The 20,602-nt window shown below is 52.2% G+C and carries 14 protein-coding genes and 2 riboswitches; of the genes, 11 read left to right on the plus strand and 3 right to left on the minus strand.

Annotated elements, in window-relative coordinates; all coding sequences use genetic code 11:
* Positions 1 to 107 precede the first annotated feature (107 nt).
* Both ACFO1S_RS04505 and ACFO1S_RS04510 read right to left on the minus strand, forming a co-directional pair.
* Positions 108 to 1,226, minus strand: a complete 1,119-nt coding sequence (locus ACFO1S_RS04505) for a response regulator (RefSeq protein WP_204603417.1) — start codon at positions 1,224 to 1,226, stop codon at positions 108 to 110.
* Between the two features lie 165 nt (positions 1,227 to 1,391).
* A complete protein-coding gene (locus ACFO1S_RS04510; protein WP_204603416.1) occupies positions 1,392 to 2,528 on the minus strand; it encodes a S8 family peptidase in 1,137 nt (378 codons plus the stop codon).
* Between the two features lie 151 nt (positions 2,529 to 2,679).
* On the opposite strand from ACFO1S_RS04510, the gene ald reads away from it, so the two are divergent.
* The 7 genes from ald to ACFO1S_RS04545 all read left to right on the plus strand — a co-directional run bounded on the left by ald (position 2,680) and on the right by ACFO1S_RS04545 (position 13,090).
* The gene (gene ald / locus ACFO1S_RS04515; RefSeq protein ID WP_204603415.1) at positions 2,680 to 3,795 is read left to right on the plus strand and encodes an alanine dehydrogenase; all 1,116 of its coding nucleotides are present in this window, start codon (positions 2,680 to 2,682) and stop codon (positions 3,793 to 3,795) included.
* Positions 3,796 to 3,859: 64 nt separating this feature from the next.
* Entirely contained in the window at positions 3,860 to 4,093 is a 234-nt protein-coding gene (locus tag ACFO1S_RS04520) for a DUF4227 family protein (protein WP_204603414.1), read from the plus strand.
* 98 nt (positions 4,094 to 4,191) lie between these two features.
* A complete protein-coding gene (locus tag ACFO1S_RS04525) occupies positions 4,192 to 5,094 on the plus strand; it encodes a tyrosine recombinase (protein ID WP_204603413.1) in 903 nt (300 codons plus the stop codon).
* A gap of 47 nt (positions 5,095 to 5,141) precedes the next feature.
* Positions 5,142 to 6,317: a phosphopentomutase gene (locus ACFO1S_RS04530; protein WP_204603412.1), complete on the plus strand. Its 1,176-nt coding sequence runs from the start codon at positions 5,142 to 5,144 to the stop codon at positions 6,315 to 6,317.
* 49 nt (positions 6,318 to 6,366) lie between these two features.
* Positions 6,367 to 7,170, plus strand: a complete 804-nt coding sequence (locus ACFO1S_RS04535) for a purine-nucleoside phosphorylase (protein ID WP_204603435.1) — start codon at positions 6,367 to 6,369, stop codon at positions 7,168 to 7,170.
* A 279-nt stretch (positions 7,171 to 7,449) separates the two neighbouring features.
* A complete protein-coding gene (locus ACFO1S_RS04540) occupies positions 7,450 to 11,958 on the plus strand; it encodes a SpaA isopeptide-forming pilin-related protein (protein ID WP_204603411.1) in 4,509 nt (1,502 codons plus the stop codon).
* A gap of 100 nt (positions 11,959 to 12,058) precedes the next feature.
* Positions 12,059 to 12,143, plus strand: a riboswitch (cyclic di-GMP riboswitch).
* A gap of 32 nt (positions 12,144 to 12,175) precedes the next feature.
* Positions 12,176 to 12,261, plus strand: a riboswitch (cyclic di-GMP riboswitch).
* 13 nt (positions 12,262 to 12,274) lie between these two features.
* Entirely contained in the window at positions 12,275 to 13,090 is an 816-nt protein-coding gene (locus ACFO1S_RS04545) for a transglutaminase-like domain-containing protein (RefSeq protein WP_204603410.1), read from the plus strand.
* Between the two features lie 73 nt (positions 13,091 to 13,163).
* On the opposite strand, the gene ACFO1S_RS04550 is transcribed toward ACFO1S_RS04545, so the two are convergent.
* Entirely contained in the window at positions 13,164 to 13,823 is a 660-nt protein-coding gene (locus ACFO1S_RS04550; protein WP_204603409.1) for a class D sortase, read from the minus strand.
* Positions 13,824 to 14,118: 295 nt separating this feature from the next.
* On the opposite strand from ACFO1S_RS04550, the gene ACFO1S_RS04555 reads away from it, so the two are divergent.
* Genes ACFO1S_RS04555 through ACFO1S_RS04570 form a run of 4 tightly spaced genes read left to right on the plus strand, consistent with a single transcriptional unit; the run spans position 14,119 to position 20,597 of the window.
* Complete coding sequence (locus ACFO1S_RS04555; protein ID WP_204603408.1) at positions 14,119 to 15,564, plus strand: polysaccharide deacetylase family protein; 1,446 nt, start codon at positions 14,119 to 14,121, stop codon at positions 15,562 to 15,564.
* A gap of 22 nt (positions 15,565 to 15,586) precedes the next feature.
* Positions 15,587 to 16,900 carry a nucleotide sugar dehydrogenase gene (locus tag ACFO1S_RS04560; protein ID WP_204603407.1) on the plus strand — a complete coding sequence of 438 codons (1,314 nt, stop codon included), beginning with the start codon at positions 15,587 to 15,589 and terminating at the stop codon, positions 16,898 to 16,900.
* Between the two features lie 30 nt (positions 16,901 to 16,930).
* A complete protein-coding gene (locus tag ACFO1S_RS04565; RefSeq protein ID WP_378126333.1) occupies positions 16,931 to 18,793 on the plus strand; it encodes a glycosyltransferase family 2 protein in 1,863 nt (620 codons plus the stop codon).
* Positions 18,794 to 18,830: 37 nt separating this feature from the next.
* Complete coding sequence (locus tag ACFO1S_RS04570; RefSeq protein ID WP_204603406.1) at positions 18,831 to 20,597, plus strand: polysaccharide deacetylase family protein; 1,767 nt, start codon at positions 18,831 to 18,833, stop codon at positions 20,595 to 20,597.
* Positions 20,598 to 20,602: the final 5 nt, after the last annotated feature.

Here is a 20,602-nt window from a genome sequence, read left to right on the forward strand (position 1 = left end):
CGCTGTAATACTTTAATTATACAGCAAAGAAGGTACTGCTCTCTCAATGTAATTGAGGAACGTTACCTTCTTTTAGTTGAAAGACTTTTTCAGTGGCCTCGACCCCATCAGGTCTCCCTTTTTTTCAACGATTCAACCCATTGGCGCACCGCCAGGGAAGGTTGAATGTCATACTCCTCCTTGAGCATGGCGCAGAGCTGGGCGTACTTGATTCCCGCCATGCCGTTGTCCCCGTTGTCCGCATGATATTGCATCGTCAGAAAATACACTTCCTCGGAGAAGGGGTAGCGCTGCTCCATCAGCCCGTAAATCGCAAGCGTCTCCTTGCGGAAGCCGGCTGCTTTCCACATCTCGCTTATGGCCAGAGCATGATTGTACCAGAGATCCCGAAGCCTCTGCCGCTCGTTCTCGGCCCAAGCGTAATCGTTCTCCGCGAGAAAATCTCCCGTATACTCCTTCAACCAGGCCACATGGTCGTCGGCGGTTTCCGGCGTCAGCTCCGGCAGGGCTTGGTAGGCAAGCTCCCACTCCTGCACATCGTAACGATTGCCGCCCAGATCCAGATAGTAATCGCTGCCGCTATTCGTCAATCGAATCGTCAGGCCGGCGGCTTCAAGCGATTTGCGAATCTGATACACCGTAGTGTAGAGCTGTGTGAAGGCTTTCTTATATTCGCTGTTCGGCCATAGCAGTTCCAGCAAAATGTCTTTGCGAACGGGCTGATTCCGCTTGTACACCATATAGGCGAACAGCTCCTGAGCGCGAACCGTCCGCCAGGCGAAAGGTTCCGATTTTCCATACTCGATGGTTAACCGCTCGAAGCAGCTGACCTTTGCCATCGGAGGCTCGGAGGAGGTGGGTCTGGACGGCTCGGTTAGCTTTAACCGTTCTACCGTTCGCGCAAGCCTGTCCGCGTTCACCGGCTTGAGGATATAGTCCAGGGCGGCCAGCTCGAAGGCTTTAATGGCATATTCGTGGTAAGCGGTGACGAATACGATCTGGATGTCTCCGTTCAGACGGTGGACCTGCTCTGCAGCTTCCAGGCCTGAAATCTCGGGCATGTCGATGTCGAGAAAAGCGGCATCGGGCTTTAACTCTTCTATGCGCTCTAGAGCGTCGGACGCACAGAGGAAGGTGCCGACGATTTCGATGCCGCCGATTTTATCTAGCTGCCGTTCCAGATCCTTAAGCGCCAATCCTTCATCATCTACTAGTATCACTCTCATAAGGCTTTGCTTTCTCTCCTTGATTGAAATGCAAGGTATGCTGTCGAAATGTTACAACAGCCGACATATATTTGTTTATCGGCATTTGAAAACTTATTAATAAGCCCATTAGGTGGATGAATGTCGCTTATTTTGATCGTACGCAATAAAATATCGGAAAACCATTCAGAGAGAATGGGCCGCAGCCTCGATCTGCAGCAGCCCGGAGCCGACGGCCTTCTTGCCTCCGGGAATACGAAGGGCAGATTTGCGCAGGCGAATGCCAACCTCGGTCGCCGTCAGCTTAGGCCGAATGGCTCGCAGCAGCGCTGCGGCGCCCGTTACATGAGGCGCGGACATCGAGGTGCCGGACTCGCGGCGATAAGTTCCGTTCAGCCAGGTGGAATAGATGCTGACGCCGGGCGCGGATAAGGAGATGCCGTTGCCCCTGCTGGAGAAGCTGGCTGCGCGATTGCTCCTTGTCGTTGCCGCAACGGCGATGGTCTCCGGATAACGGGCGGGAGCTTCGATCAGCGGGAACGAGGCTCCGAAGTTGCCTGCGGATGCGACGATGACTGCGCCTCGGCGGCGGGCTTGCTGAATGGCTTTCCGCAGCAGCGGACTGTCGCCGCCGAGACCGAAGCTCATGTTCATGATCCGTACCCCCCGGGCCAGGCACCACTCTATTCCCTCCACGATGTCCGATACGAACCCCGACCCGGACGCGTCCAGCACTTTCACGGCGTACAGCTTTACCTTGGGAGCGACGCCGTATATTCTGCCACGCCCCGTCGCTGCAGCGATCCCGGCAACATGAGTGCCGTGTCCGTTGTCGTCCGCATAGGATTTTCCGGTTATCGTATTGACGCCTCCCGCGATATCGAGATCGGGATGCCGGGCAATCCCGGTGTCAAGAATGGCAACCTTCACGCCGTTCCCGAAGGCTGCGGCCGGCCATATCCGGGGAGCCTTTACGCGATTGATATTCCAGGGTACGCGCGACTTGACGAAGGTCGACTGTTGCGTTGAAGCGGCGTATACGGAAGCCTCCTGCAAGCCATGCGCCCTAACCTTATGGTCTCGCTCGACGAGGGATACGCGGGGGTGGGCGCTTAACGACTTCCAATCATCGCCTCTGTCGGCATGACAGCAAATCATTCGCAGGGAGTCGATTTTCTTAATAGGGCGAACGCCTGCAGCGGAAAGCTGCCGCAGACAGCGCCGATAGTCGTGCGGGCTGCGAAATACGATGTTTCTGCGTTCGGTGCGAATGGATGGTTTTCGCTTGACCGAAAGGGCTAGCTGTCTTGCCAACGCGTTCATCTTATGCCTCCATTTGCGGGTCTTGCCCCTTATTCTGTTGTAAGGTATGGGGGATTTGGGTATGAGGTGCATAGGGAGCAAAGCACATATTTTCTCATGCGGGGGAAATTGTAAGAGGGAAGGATGTGGAATGATGGCGGGAGGCGGAAAGATGATTGTAGGATTGCCGAAGGAAGTCAAGAAGCAGGAATACCGAGTTGCGCTTACGCCAGCCGGCTGCGAGATGCTCGCAAAGCAAGGCTGCCAAGTCGTCGTCCAGCGCGGAGCGGGAGAAGGCAGCGGGTTCGCCGATCAGGAATATGAAGCGGCCGGAGCGCAGCTCGCGGAAACCGCGCAGGAGGTTTGGTCGACAGCCGAACTGATTGTAAAAGTCAAAGAGCCGCTGCCTGAAGAATTCGATTATTTTCGTCCGAACCAAATATTGTTTACCTATCTTCATCTTGCGGCCGCTCCGAATCTGGCGCGCGCGCTCATGGAGCGTCAAGTTGCCGCACTGGCCTACGAGACGATCCAGTCTCCGGGAGGCGGTCTGCCTTTGCTGACGCCGATGAGCGAGGTGGCCGGACGCATGTCCGTCCAGGAGGGGGCCAAATATCTGGAGGCGTTTCAGGGCGGTCGGGGCGTGCTGCTGGGAGGCGTTCCGGGTGTGCCCCCTGCGGAGGTCATCATTATCGGAGGCGGCATAGTCGGAACGAACGCCGCCAAGATGGCGCTGGGGCTAGGAGCCGAGGTCGTCGTGCTGGAGAAAAACGGAGACCGAATGCGTTACCTGGACGACGTCTTTCAGGGGCGGCTCAGAACGCTTACGAGCAATCCTTATAATATCGCGAACGCCGTTCGCAGAGCGGATCTGTTGATCGGCGCCGTCCTTGTTCCAGGGGCCCGCGCTCCCCGGATCGTAACGGAGGAGATGGTCAGGACGATGAAGAAGGGCGCGGTGATCGTAGACGTCGCCGTCGATCAAGGAGGTTCAATCGAGACGATTGACCGCGCCACGACGCATGAGAATCCGATCTATGAGAAGCATGGCGTCATTCATTATGCGGTAGCCAATATGCCCGGAGCCGTTCCGCGCACCTCTACGCTCGCGTTGACGAACGTGACCATCGATTACGTGCTGCAATTGTCTGCGAAAGGCTTTCAGGGCGCGGTTCAGCACAATCCGATGCTGGCCCTCGGCGTGAATGCTTACCGGGGAGCGATTACCCATCCTCAGGTGGCGGAGGCCGTTGGCGCTTCCTACACGAAGCTGGAAAGCTTATGGTGACATGAAAGCCCCCTTATGCACATACGGATGGGTATAGGCATGGACAAAAGGGGGAAAAGAGTCGATGAAGGGCCCTTTGGAGAGATGGTGGGAGCGACTGCAGTTTACGCTTCTTTTTCTGGCGCTGGCCGTATTTGTGCATGGCTTCTTCGGCTGGTTTCATGAATGGCTAAGCCCTTCCGATCCCTACAAGATTCCGGCAGGGCGGGCGACTAAAGTATTCCAAGCCGGAGAGGCGGGAAATTCCACGGCTTCTCCCGGGGATCGCTTGCGTCTGTTTTATTGGTTAGGGGAATGAAGGCGAATAAGGAAGGAAATGAAGCCCCTCGCGTTGAAGTAGAATAGAGTCCGGAAAGCTGCGGATCGTGCGCCGACGCGCAAGGGAAAGGACTCATCATGGAACTGAAGAACGGGCTGCGCTCCTATCTCGAATATTTGTCGGATGTCAGGGGCGTGTCCCGTACGACGGAGAAAAGCTATCTAGGAGATATCAACGATTTTCTTGCTTTTCTGGAGGAGCGCGGCGTGCGGCATGCCATGGAGATGAAGCCGCATCACTTGACCGCATACTTGAGCAAGATGCGGACAGAAGGCAGGTCTAATGCGACCATTTCGCGGAGAATCGCGGCGATTCGTTCCTTCTGCAAGCATCTTGTCCTTCAGCGAGCGATAGATTACGACCCCGCCTTGCAACTGGAGGCACCCAAAGCCGATAAGAAAACCCCGAGGACCATAAGCGCCGCTAAGTTGGACAAGCTGCTTGAGCAGCCGGATGTCGGCCAATCCATGGGCCTGAGAGACCGGGCGATGCTGGAGCTGCTGTACGCAACCGGCCTGCGCGTATCCGAGCTGGTCGCTTTGAATGTGGCTGATGTTAGACTGGACATGGGATTTTTGCTATGCTTGGGAGCAGGGGGACGGGAGAGAATGGTGCCCATAGGCTCCGGCGGCCGGACCTGGGCAGCGAAGTACATACAAGGTGCGAGGCCCGAGCTGCTGAACCCGGGAAGCAATGAAGAGGCCTTGTTTCTCAATCACCTCGGCACGCGGCTTAGCCGTCAAGGCTTCTGGAAGATTCTAAGGAAGTACGCAGGCCAGATCGGCATGGAGATCACGCCGCATTCAATCAGGCATTCCTTCGCCTGGCACCTGCTTGAGAACGGCGCCGATGTTCGCGCCGTTCAGGAAATGCTGGGGCATGCAGGTTCGGCGTCCGTTCAGCAATACCTGCCGGCGATCAAGCCGAAGCTAATGGAAGTGTATGAGCGCAATCACCCTCGCGCACGAGCGGACAATTGACAGCCAAGACCTTACAATACACTTGCATCGAGGAGAGGAATCCATTTATGGCTTATCAACGAGTGACGGTAATCGTTCTGGATAGCGTAGGCATCGGCGAATTGCCGGATGCCCAAGATTACGGGGACGCCGGCGCGCATACGCTTGGACATATCGTGGACAAGTCGCCGGAATTAAAGCTTCCCAACCTTCGGCGAATGGGCCTTGCCAACATTGCGCCTTTGGGCCAGTGGCAGCAAGAAGAGAACCCTACCGGCTATCACGGCAAGATGGCGGAGGTTTCAGTCGGAAAGGACACGATGACCGGACACTGGGAGCTGGCCGGACTTCGCATCGACAAGCCTTTCCGCACCTTTCCCGACGGCTTTCCCGAGGCTCTGCTTCGCGAATTCGAGGACCAGACGGGACGATCGGTTATCGGCAACAAACCGGCCTCCGGAACCGAGATCCTCGACGAGCTGGGCGAGGAACAAATGAAAAGCGGGGCATGGATCGTCTATACCTCGGCGGACAGCGTCTTCCAGCTGGCTGCTCATGAAGACATCATTCCTCTGGAGGAGCTGTACAACGCTTGCCGGGTTGCCCGCAGGCTGACGATGAAGGACGAGTTCTCGGTAGGAAGGGTAATTGCCAGACCTTATATCGGGAAGCCGGGCTCGTTCCAGCGAACGCCGAATCGGCACGATTACGCGGTGAAGCCTCCGCAGCCGACGGTGCTGAATGGGCTCAAGGCGAAGGGCATCGAGGTGGTGTCCGTCGGCAAAATCAACGATATTTTCAGCGGGGAAGGCATTGCCCGTTCGAATTCGACAAAGAGCAACGCGGATGGAATTGCCGTTACGATCCGGGAGCTGCAAAAGGATTTCTCGGGATTCCTATTCACAAATCTGGTCGATTTCGATTCGTTGTACGGTCATCGCCGGGATCCCGAAGGGTACGGGCGAGCGTTGGAGGAATTCGATCTCGCCCTGCCTGACATTCTTGGCGCGATGAAAGAGAGCGACCTGCTGATCATCACGGCCGATCACGGGAACGACCCGACTCATGCCGGAACGGATCATACGCGCGAGTACGTGCCCTTGCTGGCGTGGAGCCCGGGCTTCAAGGGCGCGGGCGCTCTGGCCGACCGGACGACCTTCGCGGATGTTGCCGCGACGGTCGCGGACAACTTCGGCGTGGAATTCAAAACGCATGGCACAAGCTTCTTGCAATTGCTGAAATAATTCAGGGGATAGAGGAGAGGTTCAGTTGGTACAAGCCATTACAAAACCGATGATCGAGGAAGCGGCATCCTTCATTCGCAGAACGACGGACGTCCAGCCGGAAATTGGATTGATTCTGGGCTCCGGGCTAGGTGTACTGGGAGATGAGCTGGAGGACGCGGTAACGATTCCGTACGAGGATATTCCCCATTTTCCGGTTTCCACCGTGGAAGGCCATGCAGGGGAATTGCTAATCGGCAAGCTGCAAGGACGGAACGTGATTCTCATGCGCGGTCGATTCCATATGTACGAAGGCTACGAGCCTGAACGCACGGCTTTGCCGGTCAGGGTCATGAAGGCTTTGGGCGTAACGACGCTTCTGGTTACGAATGCCGCCGGCGGCATCAATCTGGACTTCGCGGCGGGCAATCTGATGCTGATCTCCGACCATATCAACTTCACGGGAAAAAATCCGCTCGTCGGTCCTAACGACAACGCGTTGGGCGTGCGCTTCCCCGACATGTCGGAAGCCTACAGCAAGCGGCTTCGCGGCATTGCCAAGGAAACCGCCAAGGAGCTGGGCTTCGAGCTGAAGGAGGGCGTGTACGTAGGGCTGCTCGGCCCAAATTACGAGACGCCGGCCGAAATTCGCATGTTCAGAACGCTTGGCGCCGACGCGGTAGGCATGTCCACTGTATCCGAGGTCATCGTGGCGCGGCATTCGGGGATCGAGGTGCTCGGGATTTCGTGCATTAGCAACGCGGCGGCGGGAATACTTGACCAGCCGCTATCCCATGAAGAAGTGATGGAGACGACGGAACGCGTGAAAGAACAGTTCTTGTCGCTCGTTCTGACGGTAATTACGAAAATATAAAACAAGGTCTGTCATTTGGAAGAAGCTTGCCCCTCGGGTGCGGGCTTCTTTTTTGTTGTCGCAATTGCATGGGATACAGCTTGGCTTTATTTTTCAGAATGTGTTCATTTCTCAATGATATGATAGCGTGGCATATCATCCTTGGCGTAAGACATCTTGCTGTGATATTCACGATAGGGGAGGCCGAGCCGCGAGGGACATAGCGCATAATTTCGGAAAAAAGTTGAGCGCGATAACCGCGCCGACGTTGACTAAAAATGATGAGGTGAAATTCGTAAGATGAAACAGTTGAGAAAGCCGCTCTATTTGTTTTTTGCGTTTGTATTAATGCTCAGCATCGTGATCTCTTCTTCTTCGCTCACCCGGGCAGAAGGCGGCGTAACAGACAGCGTATACGGGGATCCTGGCATGAGTCTAATGAGCATTGCCGGTCAGGAAATTACGGAAACGTTGATTACAAGCGCGAAGCTTTATGATCAGGAACCTGAAGTAAAGAGCGATGGGAGCATTGAGACAAGAGGTAACGAATTGCAGAACATTCGGCCAAATATCAATAATCGGGTTGCGATCGTATTCGACTGGGGACTTCCCAACGACACGCATTCTTACACCGATGGTGCCACCTATACGTTCAACCTTCCGGCTGAGTTCGCAATCCCGGGCAAAATGACGGGGTTGCTGACCGGTGGTGTTGGCGAATACGAAGTAGGGACGGACAGGAAGGTTACCTTTACATTCAACGATAGTATTCTGGGCCAGCAGTTGAGCGGCAGCTTCTATGTTTGGGTGTTTTTCGACAAGGTTAACATGGGAGGTAGCACGGAGCAAAAGATTAATTTCTCTTCCGTCGGACAAGGGATAATTGATGTCAACTTCGCCAATACGGCTATGGACAAGCTCAAGAAAACGGCGCAAGCCAATAAAAATAACTTCAACTCGGATGAAATCGTATGGACGGTCGATTTCAACCAAGGAGAAAAAACGATCCAGAACGCGGTGCTCACGGATACTCTTCCGCCCGAGCTGACACTGCAAGGCAACATTCAGATTTGCCCGCTCGAAGTCCAATTGGACGGCACGGTGAAGGTGGATGCAGCAGCGCCGTGTACGACGGCGGCAGCGTTTCCGGTTAATCTGGGCAATATCGACAAGGCGTTCCGGGTCACGTATACGACGGCTGTTAAAGCGCCGACATCGGCGCCGTTCAAGAACGTCGAGTTCGCGAATGCGGTCAAGCTGACTGGAGACAATGTTCCGCAGCAAAGCGATATCGGCAAAGCGACGATCAGCTTTAACGAGCCGCTGAACAAGTCGGGACAAGACAGCGCGTATGATTCGAAGACGCAGACGATCACCTGGAATATTCAATACAACTACAATCAGCAGGCAATAACCCAAACGAACGCATGGGTTAAAGATACCTTCGATGCGGCCAATAAGACTCCGCAGAAGGTCGTCGACGGCATAGTAACCGTCTACGAAGTGCTGATCGACAGCAGCGGTCATGGCACGCGCGGAAGCGTCGTCGATCCGGCGAATTACACGCTGACCGGACTGGGGACGGATTTCGACGGCGGGTTTAACCTGCATTTCAACGGTCCGATTACGAAGGCCTACGATATCGAATACAAGACGCAAGCCCAAGATCGTATTTACAAGGACGAAACGGTGTCCAACACAGTAGAAATGGCCAACACTACACCTAAAAGCGGCTCTAAGGACATTAAAGAAGTCATTTTCGACAAAAGCGTAAGCGTGGAAAACTTCAAGGACAAGACAATTGAATGGAAGCTTGTCATAAACAAGGATGAGAAGGCGATGGCGGATATCGTCATTGCGGACGACTACACGGGAAGGCATATGAAGCTGGACCCGACTACCTTCAACGTAACCGGTCCTGATGCCGCCCAATTTGTAATCGAACCCAACACGGGAGATCTCAATTACGAGAGCGGCTTTAAGATCAAGCTGAACCCAGGCGTGACAATTACTAAAGAGCATGTGATTACTTTTACGACTACGTTTGATCCTACAAGAGGCATGCCGACAGGCAATGTGTATAAGAACGAAGCGACCATCGACTGGACGGAAGGCGGAGTTGCTCAGACTCCGATCATGAAAGAAGCGGAAGTCGTTCCACAGAGTTATACGCTCAATAACGGCAACAAAAAGGGCGAATACAGCGCTGCAGACAAAACGATTACCTGGACGATCGACGTCAACTACAATCTGCACGATATTCAAGAAGCGATCATCAGAGATTCCTATACGGGCAACCAGGATTTCGTAGACGGCTCTCTGAAGGTCAACAAGCTCGTGCTGAATGAATCGAATAACGCTACGACACTCGGGGCTCTGGTTACGATCACTCCTGGACAATTCCAGTTGAATTCGGATCGCAAGGGCTTTGAACTGAGGCTGGGCAACATTGGCCCGAATGCTTATCGCATTGAATACAAGACGACACTGGATGTGCCATACCCGATTGTAGGTAACTACTCCAACAATGCGTCTTTGCAAAACGGTACGACATTGCCTTACCTGTTTGAAAAATCGGCTACAGTGACGCCTGCGCATGGTGGCGAGTATGTTACCAAAACGGGCACTCAAGAAGGTCAATCCGATCTTGCTTCCTGGAGGGTTACCCTAAATCCGAGCCAATCCTATATTGCAGCCGGTTCGGTTGTGACGGATACGCTGTCTGACAATCAAATTCTGCTGGCGGATACGTTAAAACTCTACAAGACTGTATTGCCGGATGACAACTCGGGCAACGTTTCGGTTAAGGGTGGCTTGGTTGATAGTGCCGAGTACGATTTAACGGTAACCGGGAATACCTTTACGATCACGTTCACGAACGTTGTTAAAACGGCTTACATTCTGGAGTACAAATCGTTTATTAATGCCGATAGTGGCGATCGGATCAAAAACAAGGTAGAGTTTGCAGGACATTCCTCTTCGGTCATCGGCAGCGGCAACCAGCAAGGCGTTGAAGTTGTATTGGCTGGCGCTGGTGGCGGAGCATCCACCGGTAGCGGGAAATTGAAGATCGTCAAGACGGACGATTTGAATCAGCCGCTGGCCGGCGTTAAATTTGAGCTCTACAATTCGAGCGGGACGACCCTTCTAGAGACGCTGGTTACCGATGCAAACGGAGAAGCGGAAACATCTAGAAACTATCGTTATAACAAAAATACGAGCGGATTGCCTTACAAGCTTAAAGAAGTGTCGGCGCCAAGCGGATACTTGATCGATCCGGATTACGGGACGGGAACAGGCAAAAGCATTCTGTTTCAGGACCCTGCAGTATCGTTCAATATTGTGAACAAAGTCATTCGCCAAGGCTTCGAGCTGGTTAAGGTGGACGCTGCCAATGCAGCGAAAAAATTAAAGGGAGCGACGTTCGAGCTACGTGATTCCGGTAATCATGTCGTTGACGTGCTGACGACGGGGGATGACGGTAGAATCGCGAAAGGCGATCTTCCGGCAGGCAATTATACCTTGGTCGAGACGGCTGCTCCGACCTTCTATGAATTGGACGCAACGCCGATTCCGTTTACGATTGTGGCCAACCAAACTGAGATCGTCAAGCTGAACAAGACAAACGTTCAGGGCACCGGCGGCAAGCTGGTTCTCACCAAGGTCGATGCCAAGGATCATAACACGCTATTGTCCGGGATCGAATTCGAGCTTCGTGATTCTACGAACGCTGTGATCGATCAAGGAACGACGGATGTCAACGGCGTCATCGAATTTACAAACCTGCCTTACGGCCTCTACACGTTGGTAGAGACAAAAGCGGACGGCTACGTGATCGAGAAAGCCGAAACGGAAGTCTCCGTTCACCAGCCTACAACGATGGTGATCATTGAGAACAAGGAAAATGATCGCTCAGTAAAATTAACGAAGTACAATGACAACAAAACACTGGCTCTTCCAGGCGCGATCTTCGAGCTGAGAGCACAAACCACGCAACTGGATACGAATATGAACTTCGTATACGAAGTTGTAACGGGCATCGATGTGTCCATGCTAACGACCGATGCGAACGGCGAGCTGTTCCTTCCGGACCTGCCGGTCAATAAGTATCGGTTGGTCGAAACCTTTGCGCCGAACGGCTACCATTTAGATAAGACGCCGGTTGAGTTTGAGATTAAGAAAACTCAAACCACAACTGTTCTCGTTGAGAAAACAAACGTCAGAATATCTGGCGGTGGAACTCCGGGTCCGGTAGATCCGGGACCAGGACCATCTCCGAGCCCATCTCCGAGCCCGGAACCGACACCGACACCGACGCCGAGCCCAGAGCCGACGCCGAGCCCGGAACCGACATCAAGTCCGGAACCGACGCCGAGCCCAGAGCCGACGCCAAGTCCAACGCCGTCCAAGGAAATTGAAGAAAAAACGCCAATCGACACTCCGGTTAAAGGCGAAGTCGATGTGCCGGAAGGCGGAAAAACAACGGTTGTCAAACAGCCGGAGCATGGGAAAGTAACCGTCACGCCTGACGGAAAGTGGACTTATACGCCAGACAAAGGCTATAAGGGCAAGGATTCCTTCACAATTAAAGTGATCGACAAAGACGGCAATGAAGAGGAAATCTTGGTGGAGATCGATGTCGAGGACGTGCCGCGCGGCGGTGTCGACACGGACGGCAAATCTCCTGCCAAAACCTTGCCTAAGACAGGCGAAGACAGCCCGCTGCCTCTGCAGCTTTCAGGCGTAGGTCTCGTACTCTTGGGGATCGTCTTCCTCAACCGCAAGAGATTGTTTCCTTCCAAAAAATAAACCAAATTAGAGAGAAAAATCTATGAAACCTGCCGAGATTCGGCAGGTTTTTCCTTGCATTTTGAGCCTTTTTGGGGTATTCTTTTAATAGAAAAGCAAGCTCGATAAATGGCAAACCTGTCGAAAGGCAGGGACGCAAAGCTAGAGGGCCTTCCCTTCTTGAAGGATGGCAGCCAGCTACCGAAAGTCTAGGCTTTTTTTGTTTTATACGAAAGCTTCACGATAACGGCAAACCTGCTGAAAGGCAGGGACGCAAAGCTAAAGGGCCTTTTCTTCCTCGGAAGATGGCAGCCAGCTACCGAAAGGGGTTTTCCCGATGTTGAGAAAAACAGGCAGAATGTTATTGGCCGCGATGGTTTTACTGGCCGCACTACCAACACTGGCATCCGCGAATGCGGGAAAGACGAGCGCTGAGCTCGATAAATCGGCTGTAGAGAAAGGCTCGATCGGCATTCGGTTGGGCAAGACGGATGCAATCGTGAAAGCCAAGGTAACAAAAGGCTCTGCAAGCTATACATACACCTTGACTCCGAACCAGGCTGGACGGACGTTCTGGTTGCCTACTCAGATGGGAGACGGGGAATACGAAATTGCCGTCTTGGAGAATGTCAGCGGCAATAAGTATCGGGCCATTCTTTCGGAGAAAGTCGCCGTGAAGGTAGCGAAGGTTACCGATGTCTACCTCAATTCAGTGCTCAATCTCGACTGGCAGGACGCTGACAAGGCCCAGGCCAAGGCGAAGGAATTAACGCGCGGCATTGAATCGGATGAACAGAAGGCTAAGCTCATCTACAATTACATCGTCGAAAGCGTTCGTTACGACAAGGAGCTGGCACGAACCGTAACCTCAGATTATGTACCGGATATTGACGCGACGCTCAAATCGGGAAAAGCAATTTGTTACGGATATGCTACGCTATATGCGGCAATGCTGCGCAGCTCCGGCATTCCAGCCAAGCTGGCCATGGGAAACAGCAAGCTGGTTGACGAATATCACGCTTGGAACGAAATTTATCTGGACGGCAAATGGGTCATCGTCGATACGACGGTAGATGCAGGACTCGCCAAAGGGAACAAAAAAATAACTTTCGAGAAAAAATCGAGCGATTATGATGCAATCAAATACTATTAATCTGCTAGGATGATAGCAATAATAAAGCCGGGATCGTTTTCTGATCCCGGCTTTTTGTTTCATGAAAGATGAGCTATTCTTCGGTTTTGACGGCATGAACGATCAATCTGTGGGTGGGGTTAACTAGCGGCTCGCAAGTAATTAACGTAAGCATGGCATCCTTTCCGTCGCTTTCCAATACGGAAAGATCAGTCGGCTCCACGACCTTGATTTCCGTTACGGTATAAGCGGCTTTGCCGTCTTTAAGCCGAATGTCGATTCGATCTCCGATTTCCATTTCGTTTAGACGATTGAAGAGACGGCCTGTAGTGCGTGCCCTGTGTGCGGCGATGGCCGAATTGCCGACTTCGCCGATCGCGGCCGTTTCCTTGAGATGACCGGCGCCGACTTTCATATTCTGCATCGTAGCGCCCTCCAGCACGGGCAGCTTCAGATCGATCTTGTCGATCTGAATAATGGCGATGGCGCCTTCGTCGACGGTCTCCTCTTCTTCCGCATTCGCAGGAACGTTCGCGACGGCCGCTTGTCCTGCCGCGCTACCGTCGAAGACAGCCGAGAGCCGGTCGTACTCCGAGCGTATTTTTGTTTGTTTGGCTGCCCGTTCAGGGCTTTGCTCCAGAGAATCGAGAAGCTGCTGCTGCTCCCGATCGTAAATATATTCACGAACTGAAGGGAACGCAAGCAGAATAACGCCTGCGACAATTAACACATAGGCAAAGATTTTGAATTTCATTTTATTCCTCCGTATCATTTCAATAATTTACCATATACGTATTTCTATGCAGGGAGGTTCATCCATGAAATAATACTCGTAGCAGCTGAACAAAAACTATACATAGGCTTTGTAAGAAATAATGCGTGGCGGCTGTACAGAATTTGTTCAGCGCGTCTTGTTAAACTATTTTTGTTTCAGACCTATAGTTATATTGGATCAGAACCGATATACTCAACTATAGTTCCCATAGACTAGTTTAATGGGTCTTTTGTATTATCTTGATTGGCTTTTTGGAAAAGGGGTATTTTTTCTCATGAGAATATCGTCAATCGTTCGCAAATATTGCCGAAAGAGCATCGTTGTGTGCCTATCATTGACTATGCTTACGGGCTGCGGCTTTTTTGGAGGGGAGAAGAAGGGGGACGAGCAAGCTGGCAACCAGTCAGAAGTCGTTCGCTACGAGGGCCCAATGAGCAAGGTTCTCCCCTACGTATACACGGCCCGCAAGGAATTGTCGCTTACCTTTAACGGAATGGCCGATAAGCAGACGATGGAGAAACTGCTGGATGAGTTGGACAAGTTCAACATTAAGGCTACCTTTTTCGTACCGGGCATGCGCGTGGCGGAAGAGCCGGATATCGCACAATTCATCGTATCCAGGGGTCATGAGATTGAAAACAACACATTAAGCCGACTGGACATGTCGAAGCTTAGCTACACGCAAATTCACAAGGAAATTCAGCTCAGCAATGAGATTATCAAGAAGGAAACCGGGAAGCTGCCCCGTTATTTGCGCACCAGATCGGGGGATTATACCGACGACGTCAGGCTTGCGGCCGCCCAGACGGGAATGGAGGCGGTAGTCGTATACAGTCTGTTCCTGCACAATTGGCAGGGGGAGACGGATGCAGACAAGCTATCTTTCGTAAGGAAATACATAACTCGCGGCGGAATTATTACGATCGACACCGAGGAGAACAGCGATCTTGTCGAGGAGATCCCGATTGTTGCACAAGCTGCCAAGGATGTCGGTTATGCGCTCATTCCGTTAAGTGAATTGATAGCTCATGGCGGCGAGCGCAAGCCGCTGGAGCAGATCGCAGGTTACGACGATATCAGAATGAATATGGACTACACCAACGAGAAGTACAATCTTATCTACGATGTGGTAACGGATGAGAAGAAAATTACGCTGACCTTCGATGACTGGGGGACAGATTATACCATTACGAAAATATTGGACATTCTCGCGGAGAATGATGTTAAGGCTACATTTTTCCTGAGAGCCAAGGGAGTCGAGGGCAATCCGAATCTGGCAAGAGCGATGATCGAGGAAGGGCACGACGTCGCGAATCACTCCTATTCTCACCCAGTCGTGACGACACTTACGCCTCAAGAGCTTCAAGAGGATGTCGTCAAAGCGCATCATGTCATTACAGAAGCAATTCAGCAAAAGCCGACAACGCTTTTCCGTCCGCCTACGGGGGAGATCGACGATACAACCGCGAAGGTCATAGCCGCAATCGGCTATCCCGATATTGCTTTATATGATGTTACTACATTTGACTGGGATGTTCGAAACAGCGCCGAGGATATCGTCAACAAAATCATGAAGCAGACCGAGAACGGAAGTGTTATCCTGCTCCATATGCTAGACGATATTCATACGATAGAAGCCTTGCCGATCGCAATCAAGCGATTAAAGCAGAAAGGCTTTACCTTTGTGAAAATGGCGGATCTTATCGGTTTGAAGGAATAGCGGAGAAATGGGTGAAGTTGATATGGACTTATATGAGCGGATTGCTGATCGGCTGGATCCGATCGCGGTCGTTGGCCTTGGTTACGTCGGATTGCCTCTTGCAGTCGCTTTCGCCAGACGAGCGGAAGTCATCGGGTTCGACTTGAACACGAAAAAAATCGAAGGATATCGCCAGGGAATTGACCTGACCGGTGATATCGGCGATGCGGCGGTAAGAAACAGCACGGCATTTTTTACGTCGGAGACAGAAGAGCTGGAGAAGGCTCGTTTTTTCATCGTGGCCGTTCCGACACCGATTCAAAGAGGCAATGTGCCGGATTTGCACTTTGTCGAGAGTGCAAGCCGAATTGTTGGCGGCAAGCTAAGGGCAGGATCGATCGTGGTTTTCGAATCCACCGTATATCCCGGAGTGACGGAGGAGCTTTGCATTCCGATTTTGGAGGCGGAGTCGGGTCTACGCTGCGGAATTGACTTCAAGGTGGGCTACTCGCCTGAACGAATCAATCCCGGAGATCGGGAGCATCGACTGGAAAATATCGTGAAGATCGTTTCCGGTATGGATGAGGATACACTCAATACAATTGCGAGAGTCTACGAGCTTATCATCGAGGCCGGTGTCTATCGGGCTGAAAGCATCAAAGTTGCTGAAGCGGCCAAGGTGATCGAAAATGCGCAACGAGACATCAATATTGCGTTCATGAACGAGCTGTCGATGCTGTTTAACCAGATGGGGATCCCAACGAAAGCCGTACTTCAGGCGGCCGGTACCAAATGGAACTTCCTTCCCTATAAGCCGGGTCTGGTCGGCGGGCACTGCATCGGAATTGATCCTTACTACTTGACTTACAAGGCCGAAGACGCCGGCTACCGTTCCAGAATCATCCTAGCCGGAAGACATATCAATGACGGGATGGGCAAATATGTTGCCCAGAACATCATCAAGACGCTTGTTAAGCTGAAGATCGACGCATCAAGCGCAAGAATCGGCTTCCTCGGATTGGCGTATAAGGAAAACTGCGCGGACATTCGCAACACAAAGGTTACGGATATCATTCAAGAATTGAAGGATTACGGGGTAACGCCAATTGTTGCCGATCCATTGGTGGATCGCGAGCAAGTGCATGAGGAATATGGCATTGAGCTTGTCGATATAAGCGATATGAAGGAGCTTAGCGCAGTTGTCGTCGCTGTGCCTCACCAGCAATTCGCCGAGATGAGCAAACGAGAGTACGAGGAGATGTTCGCGGCGGGCCGAACGAAAATTCTGATCGATATTAAAGGGGTTTACGACAGAGCGGATTTTGAGGACAGCGGCTTCTACTACTGGAGCCTTTAACGATCAGTTTGACGGATTGGAGACCGAATCGTGTTCAAGAAAAAGAAGAAGCGAATCGAGGAAGTGCTGACGGTTCAGAGAGGGGACAGACGTACGTTATCGAACGTACCGGACCCGGATAATATTCGTATTTCCAATGACCGAAGAGGCATCAAGGGCGATATGGATCACGCCGCCACCGATGCTTACGCACAGGAACAGATGCGTATGCTCAGCTTGCGTTACGTAGCGGAGTTCGAGGTGCTTATCGTACCTGCGCGAAGGAAAAAGCGGCACGCCGTCATAGGGCGTTCCGTCGATATCTCGTCGACAGGAATATTGGTTACGCTGGATAAACCCAGCGACAGCTTCAAAGTGGGCGGCAAGGTGAATATTCGCTTCCAGATTCCTCCAGGCGCTATGCCGGAAGGCTTTGAGCTGGGAGTCAACACGCAAGCAACCGTAATCCGCAGCTTTACCCGCGAGGTTGACGGCGAGGAACGCCTGATGCTCGCCTTCGAATTCGAGAAGCCTCTGACCGAGTACTTTCAAAGAAAACGGTGGGGCTATTCCGTCTACATGGCCAGCGGCTTTCTATTTGTCGCCGCCCTGTTCGTCATGCTCATGCGAGTGGAGAGCGTCATTTACTTCAAGTATAATTTCGTGCTGTACCTCTACAGTCTCATTGCCGCGTCCTTTCTGCTGTCCCGTTACTTGTTCGGCGCCTTATATCGCGACGTGCCAATCAATCCCTACTTTACTCCAGGCGTATCGATCATTATCCCTTGTTTTAACGAGGAGGAATGGATACACCGCACCATTCTGAGCTGCGTGAATCAAGACTATCCGGTTCACAAGCTAGAGGTTATCGTCGTAGACGATCGTTCCACGGACAATTCCGCGGAGAAAATTCGCGAAGTGATTGAGATGATTCATAAGGAGGCCGAGCGTTTCGGCACCAAAGAACGAGTCAGGATGCACGTTCTTCCCGAGAATGGAGGCAAACGCGTCGCTCTGGTGAAGGGAGTGGAGATGGCCAAGCATAATCTGGTCGTATTCGTCGACTCGGACAGCTTTCTTGAGCCTAATGCCATCCGGCATCTCGTTCAGCCGTTCCAGGATCGCAAGATGGGCGGCGTAGCCGGGCGTACAGACGTGGAGAACAAATATACGAACTCTATTACGAAGCTGCAGACCGTTCGTTACTATATCGCGTTCCGGATCATGAAAGCCGCCGAATCCTGGTTCGACAGCGTTACGTGTTTGTCAGGACCGTTATCCTGCTATCGCAAGGAGCTCGTATTGAAGCATGCCGACGCCTGGCTGACGCAGAAGTTCCTCGGACAGCCGGCCACGTTCGGCGACGATCGAAGCATGACCAACTATATTTTGCAAACCCATCGTACAGGCTATCAAGACAAAGCGATCTGTTCCACGATCGTACCGTCCGATATGGGCGTCTTTCTTAAGCAGCAAATGCGCTGGAAGCGTTCTTGGCTTAGGGAATCGCTGCGAGCAAGCTTGTTTATGTGGCGTAAAGAGCCGTTCATGGCTCTGTTCTTCCTAATCGGAGTCATTGTTCCGATCGCCGCTCCGATTATCGTGCTATATAATCTGGTGTACGTTCCCTTGGTCCATCAGGTGTTTCCGGGAACATTTCTGATGGGGCTGCTGATGATGGCGCTGTTGATGAGCTTGGCGCATCTTTTCTATCGCAAGAGCAAGCTGTGGATATTCGGACTGGTTTTTTGCGTATTTTACGAATTCGTGCTGCTCTGGCAGATGCCCGTCGCCTGGGTGACCTTCTGGAAGTCGACCTGGGGCACCCGCGAGACGCCGCAGGATATCGAAGCCCGGAACAAGAAGGAAGCCCGCAAGCAAAAAAATAAAAAAGGAATCGGCATGTCGTCCTAGCGACGTCGGTCGATTCCCCGCATGAAGGGGAGCAGACATGAGGAGAGAAAAAAACGGCTCTGTCCTTGACTCTCGGAAAAAGAACCGATTTAAGGTTATTAAAACGGTCGTACAGTTTGCAATTCTGCTCGTATTAGGCTACATCCTGTTCCATGTGCTGGTGGATGTCAAGCACTATGCCGAGCCGGATCGTTCCAAGTGGAACGAGGACAAGGGATTTATTGCCTTGTCTTATTTCGGCGTCAGTCGCTCAGGGACTCCCAAGCTGATCTCCAAGACGGAGTTAAACAAGCAGCTCAGAGCGCTTAAGGATCAAGGCTATGTGACAATCTCGCAGCAGGATGTGCTGGACTACTACGGGAAAGGCAAGAAGCTGCCGGAGAAGGCGCTGTTTCTGTCCTTCGAAGACGGCCGCAACGATTCCGGCCTGTTCGCCCAGCCGCTTCTGGAGAAGTACAATTTCAAAGCTACGTTTCTCTCCTATGCCAATAAGATGGGCAACAGCGACCGTAAATTTCTGCAGCCCAAGGATATGAAGAAAATGATGAAAAACGGGTACTGGGAGCTGGGGAGCAATGGTTACCGTCTGACGTACATTAACATTTTCGACAGCGAAGGCAACTTTATTGGAGTGAAAGACGAGAACGACTTGCGCAATAAAATCAAAATCGATTATTACAATCACTACTTAATGGATTTTCTTCGGGATAAGGATATGATTCCTTCGGAAGACCGGGATGCGATGGAAGAGAGAATCTCCGCCGATTACAAGCTGATGGAATCCATCTATACGGACAAGCTGGGCTTCGTTCCCAACGTCTATATGATTATGCATGCGAATGCCCTTGGCCAAGGGATGAACAGGCTGGTCACGGATGCGAACAATACGAATATCAAACGTATATTCAAAATGCATTTCAACCGCGATGGCGTTGCATTAAACGACAAAGCGGCCGATATTTACGATTTGACGAGAGTGCAGCCGGCTGCTTATTGGTATACGAACCATCTTCTGATGAAAATTCGCGGAGATACCGGTCAGGAAATGAAATTCGTGCTCGGCGACAAGAAGCGGGCAGCAGACTGGGAGACGGTTAAAGGCGCAGCCGAATTCATAGAGAATCGGATCGCATTAACCTCCGAGCCCTCCGACAACGGAATGCTTGTGCTCAAAGATAGCGAACGATACGGGGATATCGAGCTGAAAGCGAGTTTGAAAGGAAACGTCGTTGGAAGTCAGGCGATATACGCAAGATACGACAAAAGCAAGGATTCTTTCGTCCGGGTTGCCATCGATAACAACGTGTTGTCGGTAGAGCAGAAGAAACCCGGGCAAGCGGTTGAACTGCTGTTGCAATCGGAATTGGACGAAGTCTCCTGGAAGGAAACGGACCTCGCTCTTAACAAGGCGACCGTCTATTCGCAGTTGGAAACGTCCACCAAGGATCTGACGGAAGAGAGCCAATATCCGGTCAATATCGGCAATACGCGCAAGGTAGGCCTGCTCTTTCGCGGAAATAAGCTCACCGTCACGATAGACGGTAAAGCTCATCTGCAGGGCAAGGAAATCGATTCTTCCATTGCCTCCGGTTCAGTTGCACTTGAGTCGAGGTTTAACGACCAGAACAAGAAGGATCTCATCTACGACGGCGTGTTCGAGGACGTCAAGATCAATGCCCTTCAGCAAGAGGGAGAAACCGGAGAGCAGTTGTACAGCAATCGCTTCGCCGGTATGGAGAAGCTTGTCAGCCAAGCGAAGCGCAGATTCAACTCGACGATTGATTGGATGATCGATTCATTTTGACGGCA

Source organism: Cohnella boryungensis (genome assembly GCF_042651945.1).
Classification (GTDB): Bacteria; Bacillota; Bacilli; order Paenibacillales; family Paenibacillaceae; genus Cohnella; species Cohnella boryungensis.